The organism is Haliscomenobacter sp., from assembly GCF_040403615.1.
Lineage (GTDB): Bacteria > Bacteroidota > Bacteroidia > Chitinophagales > Saprospiraceae > Haliscomenobacter.
Genome location: NZ_JBBAKG010000026.1, coordinates 45,736 through 61,755, shown reverse-complemented (window position 1 = coordinate 61,755; position 16,020 = coordinate 45,736). Strand labels below are relative to the sequence as shown.

The following is a 16,020-nucleotide window of genomic DNA, read 5'->3' as shown; positions in this document are numbered from 1 at the left end:
TTAACTCAGGTGACCCTTAGGTGTCTCCGGTGCCTTAGGTGGTGGAATAAAACAAAACAGCGAAGCTGCCAATCCCATAATTCCTTATTTACCCGAGTAATTTCTTCTTCTGGAGTACAAACTCTTCCTCGGTGATCAAGCCTTTTTCGCGCAAATCGCCCAAGTGCAAGACTTCATCCAACACATCTATGGGGGACTCATTCAAATTAAGCGGAGTGGTATCCAAAATATTGGGTTGCGGCACTGGCAATTGCTTGACCACATGGTAGCCATTGGCTACAAAAGCTTCAAATTCTGGTTGTTTGCGGATGAAACTCAAGGCCTGATGGGAATGGATTTTGGAAATGTCCGTAAACCCACTTTCGATGGCTTTTTCCAAAGATTGGAAAGCCTTATCTGCGTTTTCAATCATGGAATAGCAACAAGCGAGGTTGAAATGCACACTTGGTGAGGTCAGGTTGTCTTCCAATGCACTCATGAAGGATTCAATTGCGCCCTCAAAATTCATGCTGCGAAACTGTTCGATGCCGATGCGCTTAAAAATGTCTTCTTTTTTGTTCTCTTTTTTGCCCGGTTTGTTCGGTTGGGAAGCTCGATTGGATCTTTCCTGCCTTTCCATCAAAGCCGAAGGATCTTCTTCCGATTCATCGCCTTCATAATACCGTTGACTTTGGTAATCCTGTAATCGATTCTTGTTGTATTTTTCATCAAAATCTTCCTGCGGCATCACAAAGAAGAGCAGGGCATCAACAAATGCGAGAACTGCTGGAGCAATTACAAATGGGGCATTTCCATCACTGGCGATCGTCATGCCAAGTCCTACAAAAAACAAGCACATCTGTAAAACCCCTTGCCACCAACGTTGTAAATAAAAACGATGGACGCCAAAGATGCCAACAAATAAAGCCAAGAAGGCAGCAACAATTTTATTTTTCATACCAAACGGGTGAGTGGCTGAGCCGTAGATTCAACAAAAAAATTAACTTATCAATGCTTGTAAAGTTATGCCTTTTTCGATTTAAGGTCAAAAAAGATTAGCCCAAAACCGGGTTTGTATGGACAACGGTGCAAATTACAAGGATTACAAGCTAAGCAGTACGGCTTTGATATCGGTATCCAGCACAGCAAAACGAGTGGTGATCAATGCTTGTTCCTGATTCAGGATCGCTAATTGTTCCTTCTCTTTTTCGAGCATCAAATCAAAAGGATCAAAATTGCTGTCGATGCGCTCTTTGAGTCTTTTGATGTATTGTTTGAGCTGCGCATTGACATCGGTATCGATTTTGGTTCTGCCTCGATTGATCTCGCTTTGAAAACCTTCAATGATTTTGCGGCGCTTGCCGTTGGTCGCAAAACCTGCAAATAGAATACCAATAGTGGTCAAAACGCCTCCGGTGATGTCAAAAACTGCTCCCTGAGTAATGACGGCCAGGATCAGCCCAATCACGGCAATGCCGCTGCCCGTAGCAAAAGAACCCGGAAGGGGAGCTTTATCCGGGAACAAGGATTGATCCGTGAAACTCTCACTTTTTTTGATAAAGTCTTCAAATTTATCTTGCAACTCGCGGAAGATATTGTGCCGCCGCTCGGCGATGGCGCTGAATATTTCGTGGTCGTTGTGGAGCAAACTGCGGCTTTGGTTGATCTTCAGGTCAATCAATTTGGCCATTTGCTGTACATTGTCGGCCAGGTCATTGATGCCATCGTGCAACTTGTCGCGCAAGGTTTGATTCAACTCCTTTTCCAGGTCTTTCGCCAGGGTTTCCAGCCATTCTTTGGCCGAAGTCTTTTTGGTGAAAATGGAGGATATAGATCGGCGTACCAGTGAGAAAAAAGACAAACCTTCGCGCAATTCCTGCTCTTTGACCTGGGTGGTGCGGTCGTAACCTGCCAGGATGTTTTCTACCAATTGGTCTACTTGTCGGTTGGATTTCAATTCCTGGTTGTCCAGGGTACTTTTGATGTCCTTCCTGAATTCCAGATCTACTTCCCATTGCTGCTGGCGCAAATCCAGCCCTTCGCGAATGCTGTCGTTGATGCGCAGGCAAGTGCTTACGCTGTTTTCGAGCTTCAATACCGGCGCTTTTCCTCCGGTGATGTTTTCCAGAATGTAATGCCGAACGGGTATGAAACCACTTTCCGTTTTTTCGCCATCTTTTTCCAATTTGGCGGAGGTTGCAAAAATTTGAGGCTGATGGATGCCTTGTTTCTCGGCGTACTCTCTTACCCCGTTCATGTTGACCGCCAGGTCTTCTGCCGACATCAAGTCTTTTTGTTGCAGCACGAAAATGACCTTCTTGCGCCATTCGTCGTGGATGAATTTGAAAAAGTCCCAGGCCGATTGGCGGTATGGGTTTTTGGCTTCAAATACAAACACGATTAAATCAGAGGCAGGAATGAATGACTCGGTGATTTCCTGATGGTGCTCTACAATGGTATTGGTTCCAGGGGTATCTACAATGGCTACTTCCTTGAGGATGTCAACAGGAATAAGAATTTTCTTCAGAAAAGGATTGATCACGATAATTTCCTCGGTTTCACCATACACGATTTGCTGAATGGTGTCGGTCATCGGCTGAGGTGCCACCTTGGTTATTTCACGCTCGGTTTGTAAAAGGGCATTGATGAAACTGCTTTTGCCTGCTTTGACCTCCCCAACGATCACAAACATAAATGGGTCATTGATGCGGTTGCGCAAATCACTGACCGTTTTGGCCAATTCAGCATGGTTAATGCGGATGGTCAGTTCATGGAGGTCTTTTACCGCTTCATCAATGCGCGCCCTTAACGCAATGGTATTTTGATTGATTAATGACATATGTTGATCTGGTAATGTGCTGATTTGCGTATGTGGTGATGTGCAAATATAGCCGTATTTTATTAATGCCATAGTGACATTACGACATCTATAAATCAGCACCTAAACCATTACCAGCGGATCAACGCACTGCCCCAGGTAAAACCGCTGCCGAAGGCCGCCAGGCATACCAAATCCCCAGACTTGACTTTTCCGGCTTCCCAGGCTTCGCACAAGGCAATCGGGATGGAGGCTGCGGTGGTATTGCCGTAGCGTTGGATGTTGTTCCAGACTTTTTCGTCGCTGAGTCCCAATTTTCCTTGCACAAATTGGCTGATGCGCAGGTTGGCCTGGTGGGGAATCAGCATATCGATGTCGGTGGTTTGCAAACCCGTTTTGTCAAGTGCTTCCATAATAACTTCGGGGAATTTTTGCACTGCCATTTTGAATACAAACTGGCCTTCCATTACCGGGTAAGTATACGCATTGTCGATCATGGTTTGATTGACAAACACTTCACCAAATTCTACATCTGGGAACCCAAAATCGGTTTCGATGGCCATTTTATTGAAGTGGTAGGCGCCATGTGAACCAGGGCTGATCAGGGCCAGTTTCTCAGCGTAAGTGCCATCTGAATGCAAGTGCGTAGTCAGAATCCCCTGATTTTCATCACTAGTTGGCTGTAAGATTACCGCCCCGGCGCCATCGCCAAAAATTACCGTTACGTTGCGCCCTCGGGTAGAATAATCCAATCCCATTGAGTGCATTTCGGCACCTACCAATAGGATGTTTTTGTACATACCGGTTTTGATAAACTGATCGGCAACCGACAAGCCATAGATGAATCCAGAACATTGGTTGCGAATGTCCAATGCCCCAATTTCTGTGTTGGTGATGCCCAGTTCGCGTTGCAACAGTACTCCGCAGCCAGGAAAGTAATAATCGGGGCTAAGCGTAGCAAAAACGATAAAATCGATGTCTTCTTTGTTTATGCCGGCACGTTCGATGGCAATTTCAGCCGCTCTAGCCGCCATGGTAGTGGGGGTTTCTTCAAATTTTTTGCCGTAACGGCGTTCCATGATTCCGGTTCTTTCCTGAATCCATTCGTCGCTGGTATCCATCACCCGCAACAGGTCTTGATTGGTAACAATGGTCTCAGGAACGTAGTATCCGATTCCGCCAATTTTTGATTTTAACATACCCATTTGTGTTTTCGAAAAAAATGAATGCAATTTGGCAAATTATAGGAAAAAAAAAGCCTTTTTGGTGAATTTCCAAACTATTGTTGGTTTATATATAACTTTAGTTAGCAAATTATTTTTTTTGATCAAGCATCCTGATTTTTTAATAAATCTTTTATATTTTCACTTTTTAAACTTCATAATCACTCAGGATCTGATAATCAAGAGGCAAAAGTGCTGGAAATGATGCAGATCTAAAACCTAACCCGAAAATGTCCCAACAAATCAATTTAAGTATTGTTGAAGATGAAGGGCTTGTAAGGGAAAGTTTAGCGGACTTTCTCAGCGCAGAACCAGAATTTGAACTGCATTCGATCAATGTATCAGTTGAAAGTTTTTTGTTGTCTGCGGAGGCCATTGATTCCCACATTCTATTGCTTGACATTAATCTTCCGGGAATGTCTGGTTTAGAAGGGATTGATTCAATCCGCGAAAAACACCCCCAAATCGACATTGTAATGTTGACTTCTTATGAAGATGAACGGCACGTTTTTGAAGCACTTCGTGGTGGCGCAGTAGCATATTTATCCAAAAGTACTTCATTGCTAACCATTAAGGAAGCCATACTTACAGTAGCCAATGGTGGGTCTTTCATGTCGCCCTCTATTGCCCGACATGTTGTCAACTTTTTCCGTGCACCGCAGCGGAATAAAAAACCAGAGGTTGCATTGACTATCCGACAAAAAGAAATTTTGAATTGTCTAATGGATGGGCAAAGCTATAAGATGATTGCAGATTCCTGTGACATTACCCTGGAAACTGTACGAGATCACATCAAAAAAATTTATAAAAAATTGCAAATCAACAGCCGTGGAGAATTGGTGTCCATGTTGTTAAATAAAAACATTTGACATGTGTGGTTGCCATGGCAAATCCTGTCTGATGTTTCATTTTATTGGACGTTGAAATTTTTCTAATTTAGCATGGTTTAAAGGGTTGTAGATTTTCATGTATGTATTTAATGAGCTAAAACTAGCTAGCCGAAAGTTTGTTTGGATCGTAGCCATTTTATGGCCAAGCTTGCTATGCGCGCAAAAAAGCGCAATTCCTTTTCGCTATTTTTCCATTCAAGATGGTTTGGCCGATTGGACGGTCACGGCGATGGTCAAGGATCCCACGGGATTGCTTTGGATCGGAACAGCCCATGGATTACAAAGATACGACGGTTACAAATTCTTGACCTTCAATACCAATACCAAGAATCCCTATTCCATCTCTGATCATTATGTTCAGTCGTTAAAACTTTTAAAAGATGGTAAATTATTAGTGACCTACTTGCGCAACGCAGAGTTTTTTGATTTGATCGATTGCAAAAACTTTGAAAAGAAAACGATTTTTCTCAAGAAGAGTGGGATCAATGCTGCTGAACAGGTACAAAGCATCAAAGTAGACGATGATGGAAACATATTGGTGTTTACCATTTCCGTCCTGCGACAACGCAAAATGGTTCATTTGTATGAATTTAATTATTCACTAAAACGTTTTCGAGCAATCGTAACCATGACATCTGACTATCTTGGAGAACCCAATGACCAATTGTTTGATGCCATCAAAGTAGACAAACACCAGTGGTTATTGGGAAACAATAAGGATCGAGCGCTGCTACTGGTGAAAAGAGGGCGCATTCTGAAACACTTTTCCAGGCTGGATTTTTTGGGAGAGCAGTTGCCTGCTACCGCATTTGGGGAGCGGATTTCCATTCTAAAACGCGATCGACGGGGGAAAGTCTGGTTTGCCTATGCGCATTGCAACTATTTATTTCGGTACAATGCCAAGCTACGAACCTTTCGTGCAGTTTCAGGATTACCGAATGATGGTGAATTTTCGTTGTGGTGGCAAGACAAGAAAGGCAATGTGTTGGTTTCGAAAACAGACGGCAGCACCCGGTTTCCGATCAGTAAAAACTTGTATTGCATTACTAAAAAGCAAGTTGTCCATGATTTCAGTAAATTCCTTACGATCAGTAAAGAAATTGTTGATGTTTACAGCGATGATTTTTTTGGCACTATTTTCTTTGGTGTAGATACCGGGCTTAAAATTTTTAAAAACAATCAAAATATCGTCAACAACTACCTTCAAAAGGAAATTGATTCGGATGATTTTGGTCGTATTCTGCGTGGAATGGCCAGTGATCAAAAAGGAAACATCTATTTTGCCAGCGAAAATACCTTTTGGTATAGACTCAATAAAAACAGGTCTGAAAATAAAATCGACACCATTCGGATTGTTGAAGAAAAAAGTGATACCATACTTAAGTTCAATTGCTGCTTTGACATACAGTTTGAAGCGCCTAATTTCTTATGGGGAATTGCCTGCCAAGGGAGAGACAAAGGTTTGCTCATTCGCTACGACTTGAGTACCAAAAAGGCGAAAGTTTACCGTTACCCTGCACGTTTTCGGGCATTTGAAGCAGATGGCCAAAACCGGCTTTGGCTGTTGACCGAATACCCGAATGGTGACTATAAGCTGCTGATTTTTAATAAAGAAACCGCAGAATTCAGGCCTTTTTACACGGCTGAAGATCCCACTCCCCTCCGCAACATGTTTCCCTATTTTATAGCTGCCAGCAAAGACCATAATTTTTGGGTGACCACCAATAAAGGCTTGTACAAAGTAATCGTTGGAAATTCCCTTCAGGATAACCAATTTAAAACCTATGTGGGGCAGACTCAGTTGGGGACTCAATTGATCTATTGTGTTTACGAAGATCGGCAAGGAACAGTTTGGTTGGGGTCTTCCCAGGGTTTGATCCGCTTTAACCCCAAAACCCTTCAGGAGAAATCTTATACGCAAGCAGATGGCTTGGCCAGCAACACGATTTCTGGGATTTTGGAAGACCACCGCGGCAAACTCTGGATAAGTACCCACAATGGTATTTCTTGCTTTGATCCCCAAAAAGAAAAATTTACCAATTTCTATGATTTGGATGGCTTCTCCCATAGCTCTTTTACGCGGTATTCATTTTTTCGTGATGAAGAAAATATCTTGTATTTCGGGACCATCAATGGCGTAAATGCCTTCAAACCAGAAAACTTGACCAAAGTTGAGGAGGTTCCCCACGTAGCACTGACCCGGGTTAGCAAATTCAATCGTATGGGAGATACCCTAATTGAGTTTACCAAAAACTTGCAGCATTTGAACCTGATTGAACTTGCGGCAGCTGAACAAAATCTGGAATTGGAATTTACCCTGCCCATCTATTGGGACATTTCCAAAACCAAATACCGCTATAAACTGGAAAACCTGGATCATCAATGGATAGATTTGGAAAACAGAAACCAAATCAAATACCATCGATTACCGGCAGGCAGATACAAGCTTTTGATACAAGGGGCAGATCCTCGAGGGAATTGGTCAAAAAGCCTCGTAATTCAGCTTCATGTAGCAACGTTCTTTTACTACACCTGGTGGTTTTTAATCCTCTCTGTCCTGGTTTTGTGTACAAGCATTTATTTTTTGCTGCGGTATCGACTATTTCAAAAGCTAAAAGTAGAAAGACTGCGCACCAAAATATCCTCGGACATTCACGATGAGGTAAGTGGCCTTTTGGCAGGGATTGCGATGCAAGCGGAAGCTTTGCAGTTGTCAAAAACACCTGATCTGGATAAAGGAAAGTTGGCAAAAATTGCTGAAATCTCCCGCAAGGCCATGTCCAGATTGCACGACGTCATTTGGTCTATAGATTCGCGAAAAGACCGATTTAAAGACCTGGTTTTGCACATGGAAGAGCATGCTTCTGATGTATTGCTACCGTTAAACATTCAATTCCAGGTCAAAGCCCGGTATCTTGATGTGAATCTTGAAATACCCATTGAGATTCGGCAGGAGCTGTATTACATTTTTAAGGAAGCGATCAACAATGTTGCCAAGCATGCCGAAAAAGCAACCATGGTGAAAATCCATTTGAGACACAATGGATGGTTTTTTGAAATGGAAATTATGGATGACGGACAAAATTTCAAGTCCCAACCCAAAGGGGCAGGACAAGGCATGCTCAACATGAAAATGCGCGCTGAAAGGATCGGAGCTGAAATTTTCTTTTCCTATGATCAAGGATTTAAAGTATTGCTGCGCAAAAAACGGCTGTAATGGCTCCCATCCTGCAATTGGCCCATTCGGTTCTTATTTTGTCCCCTTTCCTACAAAATACCCCTTAGAATTTGATCTTTTACATTATAAGCGTAATTTTCCGTTCAATAGCTCATGCTTTTTACAAATCATCTTCGCCTATCAGTTTCTACTGGACGTGGCACTAGCATGCATCTGTATTCATTTCATCACCTAAATAAATTTTCGCATATGCGGAGTTTTACGTATTTCTGCTCAGCAGTAGGTTCTGTTGTAACAGCTTTTGTTCTGCTGACCCTTTCTTTTCAGTTGAAAGCTCAAACCAGCCATACTTTGACGGTTACAGAACCAGCAAGTATTGCCGGCGATTATGCTGCTGAAATGGCTACTTTTGGTCGCAATTTTTGTACGGTGACCGGTGAGTTGATCCAGGCCAAAGATGCTGCAAATGGAACTTTGGGCTGTACAGCATCTCCAATAGTTACCAACTTGACGGGTAAAATAGCCGTGATCGATCGCGGAACTTGCAACTTTTCCGAAAAAGTGCTCAATGCCCAAAACAAGGGTGCTATTGCTGTGATTATAGTGAACAACACTAGTACGGCGCCAATCTTGTTTTCAATGGCAACTGGAGCGGGTGGAGACCAGGTTACGATTCCGAGTTTCATGGTTTCGTTGGCAACGGGCAATAAAATCAAGCCACTTTTGGGCAGCGCAGTTAAAGTCTCGATCAAATCAGCTACTCCTGATCCTGTCAACCCAAGTTTGGTAGTTTGGGGTGGGAAAGCCAAAGAAGGCGATTTCGATGGTGGCTTGAATTCCTGGAAAAGCAACACCATTTCTTGTACTGGCAAGCCCAATACGGCCACTACCTGGTCCTGGATTCCTGCCAACGCATACCCATCTCCTTGTTTGTCTACTGGCCAATTGGTATTCTTTTCGCCATCTCGTTGCAACGGTTCAATGATCATGAACGCGGCTACCCTGGATTTGGCAGCTTCCACTGCTTGTACCAATTTTGGCGCTGGCCCTTGCCCTGCTCCCCACTCTGCGGAGTTGGTTTCGCCTACCATCAAGGTAACCAAAGGAACAGCAATGAATGTTAATTTCTACCAGGAATTGACCCATTTCTATGGAAGCGAGTATTTTGTAGATTGGTCAAAGGATGGGGGAAAAACCTGGGTTTCTACTCAAATCAACGAAGAAATTCGTCCCTTTGATGCAAATGAGGATCCCTACAAATCCGTGCGTTTAATTGGCAGTGAAACCGCAGACAGCATCAAAATCAAATTCCGCTACGATGGAAATTTCTACCATTGGGCCATTGACGATGTGAAATTGGTCAAGCGCGAATCCAATAACCTTGCGGTAACGGAATACTATGCCTTGGCACCCAATATTCAGCAACCCCTGTCACAAGCTGAGCCAATTGCATTTAGTGCAGCCGTTGAAAACATCGGTGCAAAAGCACAGACCAAGCTAAAAATGGCGGTAAGTGTAATAGATTCGCTGACGGGTGGCAGAGTTTTCCGGGATTCCCTGGTTACTACAACCATTGCCCCGAACCAGATTGATACCTTCTTTTTTGGCGCCAAGTACAAACCAGCAAAAAAAGGTACCTATGTTATGGCCTACCAGGCATCTGCGGATTCAGCGGATTACGATCGATTTGACAACTTGCAGGCCTTTTTTTACAAGGTGACCGATACCATCTTTGCCAAGGAATTGGGTGCTTCGTTTTATACCTTACCTGGGGACAACTGGGATCCCAGTGAACCGCACTCTGCTGCATATGGCAACAGTTACTATGTGGTCAAAGGCAAGGGAAATTACCTCCGTAGTGTTTCATTTGGCATCAACAATGGATCTGACCTAAAAGGAACCTCCTTACTGTTGAGCTTGTACAAATGGGTTGATAAAAATTTTGACCTCAATGTTCAGGCAACAGAAAGAACCTTGATCGCAGATAACTTCTACGACATCAAAGGAACCGAAACCGGTGCAAGATTAATCACCGTGCCTTTCCCAGAACAGGGTAAAGCTCCGGTTCAATTGGCAGATACAACTACCTATTTGCTGATGTGTGAGTATTTTGCCAGTGATGACACCGATTTGGAATTATTACTCAATGACGACTACGATCGCCTTCCGATGCTTTTGGCTGGTATTGATGCGAATAAACCTCGATTTGCCAGCTTTACTGCCCTTGATTCAGATTTGCCTACCGTATCTTATAGCCCAACTGGCTATGGCCTGGAAAATGTGTACGTGATGCGCATGAACGTTGGGCCACTGGTACTGACCAGCGAGCGCGATCTGCCTTCCATCACCAATGAATTTGCAGTATCACCGAATCCAGCTCGAGAGTTTGTGAACGTTCAATTGGCGCTCAACCAGGTTGCGAAGCAAGCAAATGTGCGGATCATGGATTTGTCGGGTCGCCAAATCCTCGAGAAAGTATACAACAACGTAAGACGGGATCAATTCCAAATGTCAGTGGCAGGATTGCCTTCAGGTACTTACTTGATGCAGGTTACTACCGAAAATGGAACTGGAACGAAGAAGTTCGTTGTAGCAGGTAAATAAGTTGAAGAGTTGAAAAGCTGAACGGTTGAAGGGTTAAACTTTTCAACCCTTCAACTTTTCAACTAAATTACATATTCGCAATGATCTCATCGCCAAATTCAGAGCACTTCAACAAAGTAGCTCCTTCCATCAGGCGGTGGAAATCATAAGTAACACGTTTGTCGTGGATAGCACCTTCCACACCTTTGATGATCAGGTCGGCAGCTTCTTTCCAACCCATGTAGCGGAACATCATTTCGCCAGACAGAATCACTGAACTTGGGTTCACTTTATCCAATCCTGCATATTTTGGAGCGGTACCATGGGTTGCTTCAAAGATGGCTTTTCCGCTGATGTAGTTGATGTTGGCACCTGGAGCGATACCGATTCCACCCACTTCTGCTGCCAAGGCGTCAGAGATGTAGTCACCGTTCAGGTTCAACGTAGCAATCACCGAATACTCCGCCGGGCGCAGCAGGATTTGTTGCAAAAATGCATCCGCAATGGCGTCTTTGATCAGGATTTTTCCAGCAGCCAGGGCATCAGCCTGCGCTTTATCGGCAACCTCTTTGCTATGTTCGGCAGCAATGCGGTCGTATTGGGTCCAAGTGAATACTTTATCGCCATATTCCCGTTCCAAAAGCGCATAACCCCAGTCCTTGAATTTACCTTCGGTGTACTTCATGATGTTCCCTTTGTGTACAATCGTAAGGGAAGGCAGGTTGTTTTCGATGGTATACTCTATGGCCGAACGAATCAAACGTTCAGTCCCTTCTTGCGAAACGGGTTTTATCCCTAAGGAAACTGTGTCGGGGAATCGAATTCCTTTAACGCCCAATTCTTCGATCAAAAACTTTTTCAGTTTCTCAACTTCAGGGGTACCTTCCAAAAATTCGATTCCAGCGTAAATGTCTTCCGTGTTTTCGCGGAAAATCACCATTTCTACCAGTTCAGGTTCTTTAACTGGGCTAGGCACACCTTTGAAATAATGAACAGGACGTACACAAGCATACAAATCCAGCATTTGGCGGAGCGCAACGTTCAAAGAGCGGATGCCGCCACCAACTGGGGTAGTCAAAGGGCCCTTGATGGCAATGCGGTACTCATCAATGATTTGCAGGGTTTCGTCAGGAAGCCAGCTGCCCGTTTGTTTGAAAGCTTTTTCACCAGCCAAAACTTCTTTCCAGTGAATTTTACGCGTTCCGTTGTACGCTTTCTCTACCGCAGCGTCCAATACGCGTACGGAAGCAGCCCAAATATCGGCTCCAGTACCATCACCTTCGATAAAAGGGATGATCGGGTCGTTGGGTACCGTCAATTTTCCATTCTCAATGGTTACTTTTGATCCACTCATTGTTGTATTATTGTATTTTTATGGCTTAAGTAACGAGCGACAACCAAAAAACACAAGAATTGCGTTTGGTGAATTACCGCTGGATTATTTTTGCAGCGCAAAATTAAAAAAATATTTAAATGGCAAATCCTATATTGGACGCTTCGGGAAAGCAATTGGGTACGGAGGAGCAACAAGTGGAGAGAGCGTTGCGCCCCAAAGCCTTGGAAGAGTTCAGTGGACAGCCCCGAATTGTAGACAATCTCAAGGTTTTCATCACTGCTGCCAAGCAACGTGGAGAAGCCCTTGACCATGTTTTATTGCACGGCCCGCCAGGATTGGGCAAAACTACACTTTCTCACATCATTTCCAATGAACTAGAGACAGGATTAAAAATGACTTCTGGCCCTGTTTTGGAAAAACCGGGGGATTTGGCGGGTTTACTGACCAATCTTAATGAAGGGGACGTCCTTTTTATCGACGAAATTCACCGGCTCAATACGGTGGTGGAAGAATACCTCTATTCTGCGATGGAGGATTACCGCATCGATATCATGATCGATAGTGGGCCAAACGCAAGGAGTATCCAGATTACCCTGAATCCGTTTACTTTAGTGGGCGCTACTACCCGTATGGGATTGTTGACAGCACCGATGCGCGCTCGATTTGGCATCAATTGCCACCTTGATTATTACGATGTTGAGACGCTGAAAAAAATCATCCACCGTTCTGCCGCAATCCTTAAATTGGAAATTTCAAAGGAAGGTGCTTCTGAGATCGCCAGACGCAGCCGGGGCACACCGCGAATTGCCAATGCCTTGCTGCGTCGGGTAAGGGATTTTGCCCAAGTCAAAGGAGATGGAACCATTACCTTGGAAATCGCCAAATATGCCCTGGAAGCATTGAATGTGGACGAATATGGCCTGGATGAAATGGACAACAAGATTTTGTCCACCATTATTCAGAAATTTAAAGGGGGACCGGTAGGTATTTCTACCATCGCCACCGCAATTGGGGAAGAGGCTGGCACAATTGAAGAAGTCCACGAACCGTTTTTGATCATGGAGGGTTTTATCCATAGAACCCCCCGTGGAAGGGAAGCGACCGAAAAAGCGTATCAACACCTTGGAATAGTGCCGCCGGCACTTCAAAAAACCTTGTTCGAATAAAAACAAACCTATGCAAAGACGTACCTTTATCCACCATTTTGGTCTGAGTGCAGTTGCACTGGGTGCAGGAATACCCCAGCTCCATTCTTCTACAGGTTTTGAACTAACCATATTGCATACCAACGATTTACACGGTCGTTTTGTGCATGCCCACGGAAAATTTAATGCATTTGGCATGAAGGCAGGTGCATTGATCCGTAAAGTGCGTCAAAGTCAAGAACACGTACTTTTGTTGGATGCCGGAGACATCTTGCACCCTTCGATGGGCGCCGGAGATGAATTGCGCTGGCTGGAATCAATGGGTTATGACGCTTTTGTGTTGGGCAATCATGAATTTGACCGCGGCATGCCCGATTTGGCGCGGCAAATCAAGCAAAACCGCATTTCGGCTTTGGCAGCCAACTACGATCTACGCAATACCCCCCTTCAAGGTTTGGTGAAACCATACCGCATTTTTGAAAAAGGGGGGCAGCGCGTTGGCGTGTTTGGATTGGGCATCAACCCTCAGGGCTTGGTTCCAGCAGTATTGCGAGAAGGTTTGGTGCACCAAAACCCCGTCGAAAAAGCGAATGAAATGGCCAAACACCTGAAGCAATTGGAAGGGTGCAGCATCGTCATTTGTTTGTCTCACCTGGGCTATCATTATGCAGATCAGCAAGTTTCTGACCTGAGCTTGGTGGCGCAAACCCGCCATATCGACCTTGTGATAGGAGGACATACCCATACTTTTCTGCCTGAGCCAGTGGTTGCGAATAACCTGGATGGCAAAGAAGTGCTGATCAATCATGCCGGATGGGGTGGATTGTTGTTGGGGCGCATTGATCTCCAGTATTCCAACGGAACAATTCACCGTATTAAAGGAGAAAACACCCTGGTTGGGGCAGGAGACGTATCCGTTGAACCATCAGAACAAGCCGTGTAACTCGGCTTGAACCATGTTGACTACTGTGGATAAATCTTCCTGATTGTTGGCAAAATCCAACTCATCAGAATTGATGATCAACAAGCGGCCACTGCGATAGGTATCAATCCAGGACTCGTATTTTTCGTTGAGCCTGCGCAGGTAGTCCAAACTAATGCTGCCTTCATAATCCCTGCCGCGCAACTGAATGTGGTCTACAAGGGTAGGAATCCCTGCCCGCAAGTAAATCAGCAAATCAGGAGGTTGAATTTGGGAAGACATGGTTTCAAACAGATCGAGGTAATTGTGGTAGTCTCTGCCTGTCATCAGCCCCATATCGTAGAGGTTGCGGGCAAAAATATAGGCATCCTCGTAAATGGTTCGATCCTGGATTACCGTTTTTTCTCCACTGAGAATAGACAAAATCTGGCGATAGCGGCTGTTCAAGAAATAAATCTGCAAATTGAACGACCAACGGTTCATGTCGTTGTAAAAATCAACGAGATAGGGATTGTCGTCGGCAGATTCGTAATGGATTTCCCAATTGAAACTTTTGCCCAATTGCGTGCAAAGGGTAGTTTTACCAGCGCCAATGTTTCCGGCAATGGCAACGTGTTTGATTTTGGACACTTGATCTTTTTGATTCATACCCGGATGTGATGGCTTTTCAAGGCGCTGCAGCAAAAGATCAGCAAGCGCTAAGTTATGGGGCTAAAATACGGTTTTTGTAAGTTTGAGCGAATTATCCTTCAAGAAGTTTGGAAATTTGTTTTTGGTTACGGTTTTTTCTTCAATCCTGGGTGTATTTTTGCCGCTGTCGAACAAATCAACCCACTTATCTAAGAATTTATTATGACCATCACAGGAACTTTAATTTCGAGGCTAGAACATTTGGCACGTTTAGAATTGTCTGATGCTGAACGCCAATCATTGCAAACAGATTTGAACAACATTCTGACGATGGTTGAAAAGCTTCAGGAATTGGATACCGATGAGGTCGTTCCATTGGTGTACCTCAACGAAGACGTCAATGTATGGAGGGAAGATAAAGTGCAAAATCAAGTCGAACAAGAAGATGCATTGCGCAATGCCCCCCAACAAGACGGTACATTTTTTATGGTGCCAAAGGTGATTAACCTCTAGCTGATTGGGCGCTGCTGGCGCTTACACCCTCAAATTTTATACATGCAACCGATCATTTCTTTTCGCGATTTAAAGAAAACCTACATCATGGGTGACACCACGGTGAATGCACTCCAGTCCGTGAGTTTAAGCATTTTCAAAAATGAATATGTTGCGCTGATGGGGCCATCTGGATCTGGCAAATCAACTTTGATGAACATCCTGGGTTGCTTGGATACCCCAACGGCGGGAGATTACCTGCTCAATGAGGTCAATGTAAGCTCCATGTCAGATGCAGAATTGGCAGAAGTGCGCAACAAGGAAATCGGTTTCGTGTTTCAAACCTTTAATTTGCTTCCTCGTTTGTCTGCATTGGAAAATGTGGCCTTGCCCCTGGTTTATGCCGGAATCAACAAAAGCACCCGCCTGGAAAAAGCCCGGGCCATGCTGGAAGCCGTAGGTTTGGGAGATCGGGTAGACCACAATCCAAACGAACTTTCTGGCGGACAACGTCAACGGGTAGCCATTGCCCGCGCCCTCGTCAACGATCCTTCCATTATCCTGGCAGATGAACCCACAGGTAACCTGGATACCAACACCTCTTATGAGATCATGATCTTGTTTGAAGAAATCCACAAAGCGGGCAATACCATCATTTTGGTAACCCACGAACCAGACATTGCCGACCATGCCCACCGGATTGTACGGATGCGCGATGGACTGATTGAAAGAGATTATAAAAATGAAAATATAACGACTGCGGTTGCCCTAAAATAAAGGATGTTGCCTTGGAAATAAGGATGACGCAAAAAATTACTTCCCAA

Annotated in this window: 12 protein-coding genes; 7 read left to right on the top strand and 5 right to left on the bottom strand. The window is 44.4% G+C overall.

Going from position 1 to position 16,020, the window contains the following annotated elements; genetic code table 11:
- Positions 1-88: 88 nt before the first annotated feature.
- From ABW391_RS10575 to ABW391_RS10565, 3 genes are all read right to left on the bottom strand, one after another.
- Positions 89-937: an NINE protein gene (locus ABW391_RS10575; protein ID WP_353481828.1), complete on the bottom strand. Its 849-nt coding sequence runs from the start codon at positions 935-937 to the stop codon at positions 89-91.
- A 144-nt stretch (positions 938-1,081) separates the two neighbouring features.
- Entirely contained in the window at positions 1,082-2,818 is a 1,737-nt protein-coding gene (locus tag ABW391_RS10570; protein ID WP_353481827.1) for a dynamin family protein, read from the bottom strand.
- A 110-nt stretch (positions 2,819-2,928) separates the two neighbouring features.
- Entirely contained in the window at positions 2,929-3,996 is a 1,068-nt protein-coding gene (locus tag ABW391_RS10565; RefSeq protein ID WP_353481826.1) for a 3-oxoacyl-ACP synthase III family protein, read from the bottom strand.
- A 254-nt stretch (positions 3,997-4,250) separates the two neighbouring features.
- On the opposite strand from ABW391_RS10565, the gene ABW391_RS10560 reads away from it, so the two are divergent.
- The 3 genes from ABW391_RS10560 to ABW391_RS10550 all read left to right on the top strand — a co-directional run bounded on the left by ABW391_RS10560 (position 4,251) and on the right by ABW391_RS10550 (position 10,692).
- Positions 4,251-4,889, top strand: coding sequence for a response regulator (locus ABW391_RS10560; protein WP_353481825.1), 639 nt, complete (start codon positions 4,251-4,253; stop codon positions 4,887-4,889).
- 97 nt (positions 4,890-4,986) lie between these two features.
- Positions 4,987-8,127, top strand: a complete 3,141-nt coding sequence (locus ABW391_RS10555; protein WP_353481824.1) for a sensor histidine kinase — start codon at positions 4,987-4,989, stop codon at positions 8,125-8,127.
- Positions 8,128-8,337: 210 nt separating this feature from the next.
- Positions 8,338-10,692 carry a T9SS type A sorting domain-containing protein gene (locus tag ABW391_RS10550; protein ID WP_353481823.1) on the top strand — a complete coding sequence of 785 codons (2,355 nt, stop codon included), beginning with the start codon at positions 8,338-8,340 and terminating at the stop codon, positions 10,690-10,692.
- A 67-nt stretch (positions 10,693-10,759) separates the two neighbouring features.
- On the opposite strand, the gene icd is transcribed toward ABW391_RS10550, so the two are convergent.
- Complete coding sequence (gene icd, locus ABW391_RS10545; protein WP_353481822.1) at positions 10,760-12,025, bottom strand: NADP-dependent isocitrate dehydrogenase; 1,266 nt, start codon at positions 12,023-12,025, stop codon at positions 10,760-10,762.
- A 119-nt stretch (positions 12,026-12,144) separates the two neighbouring features.
- Here icd and ruvB point away from each other — a divergent pair, with 119 nt between their 5' ends.
- Together ruvB and ABW391_RS10535 are read left to right on the top strand one after the other, a co-directional pair.
- Positions 12,145-13,173, top strand: coding sequence for a Holliday junction branch migration DNA helicase RuvB (gene ruvB, locus ABW391_RS10540; RefSeq protein WP_353481821.1), 1,029 nt, complete (start codon positions 12,145-12,147; stop codon positions 13,171-13,173).
- 10 nt (positions 13,174-13,183) lie between these two features.
- A complete protein-coding gene (locus tag ABW391_RS10535; RefSeq protein WP_353481820.1) occupies positions 13,184-14,095 on the top strand; it encodes a bifunctional metallophosphatase/5'-nucleotidase in 912 nt (303 codons plus the stop codon).
- Here ABW391_RS10535 and ABW391_RS10530 read toward each other — a convergent pair.
- Positions 14,078-14,722, bottom strand: coding sequence for a deoxynucleoside kinase (locus ABW391_RS10530; protein ID WP_353481819.1), 645 nt, complete (start codon positions 14,720-14,722; stop codon positions 14,078-14,080). The two genes, ABW391_RS10535 and ABW391_RS10530, sit on opposite strands and share 18 nt — an antisense overlap.
- A 204-nt stretch (positions 14,723-14,926) precedes the next feature.
- Here ABW391_RS10530 and gatC point away from each other — a divergent pair, with 204 nt between their 5' ends.
- Positions 14,927-15,217, top strand: coding sequence for an Asp-tRNA(Asn)/Glu-tRNA(Gln) amidotransferase subunit GatC (gatC, locus tag ABW391_RS10525; RefSeq protein ID WP_353481818.1), 291 nt, complete (start codon positions 14,927-14,929; stop codon positions 15,215-15,217).
- A 42-nt stretch (positions 15,218-15,259) separates the two neighbouring features.
- Positions 15,260-15,973, top strand: coding sequence for an ABC transporter ATP-binding protein (locus ABW391_RS10520; protein WP_353481817.1), 714 nt, complete (start codon positions 15,260-15,262; stop codon positions 15,971-15,973).
- The last annotated feature ends 47 nt before the right edge of the window (positions 15,974-16,020 follow it).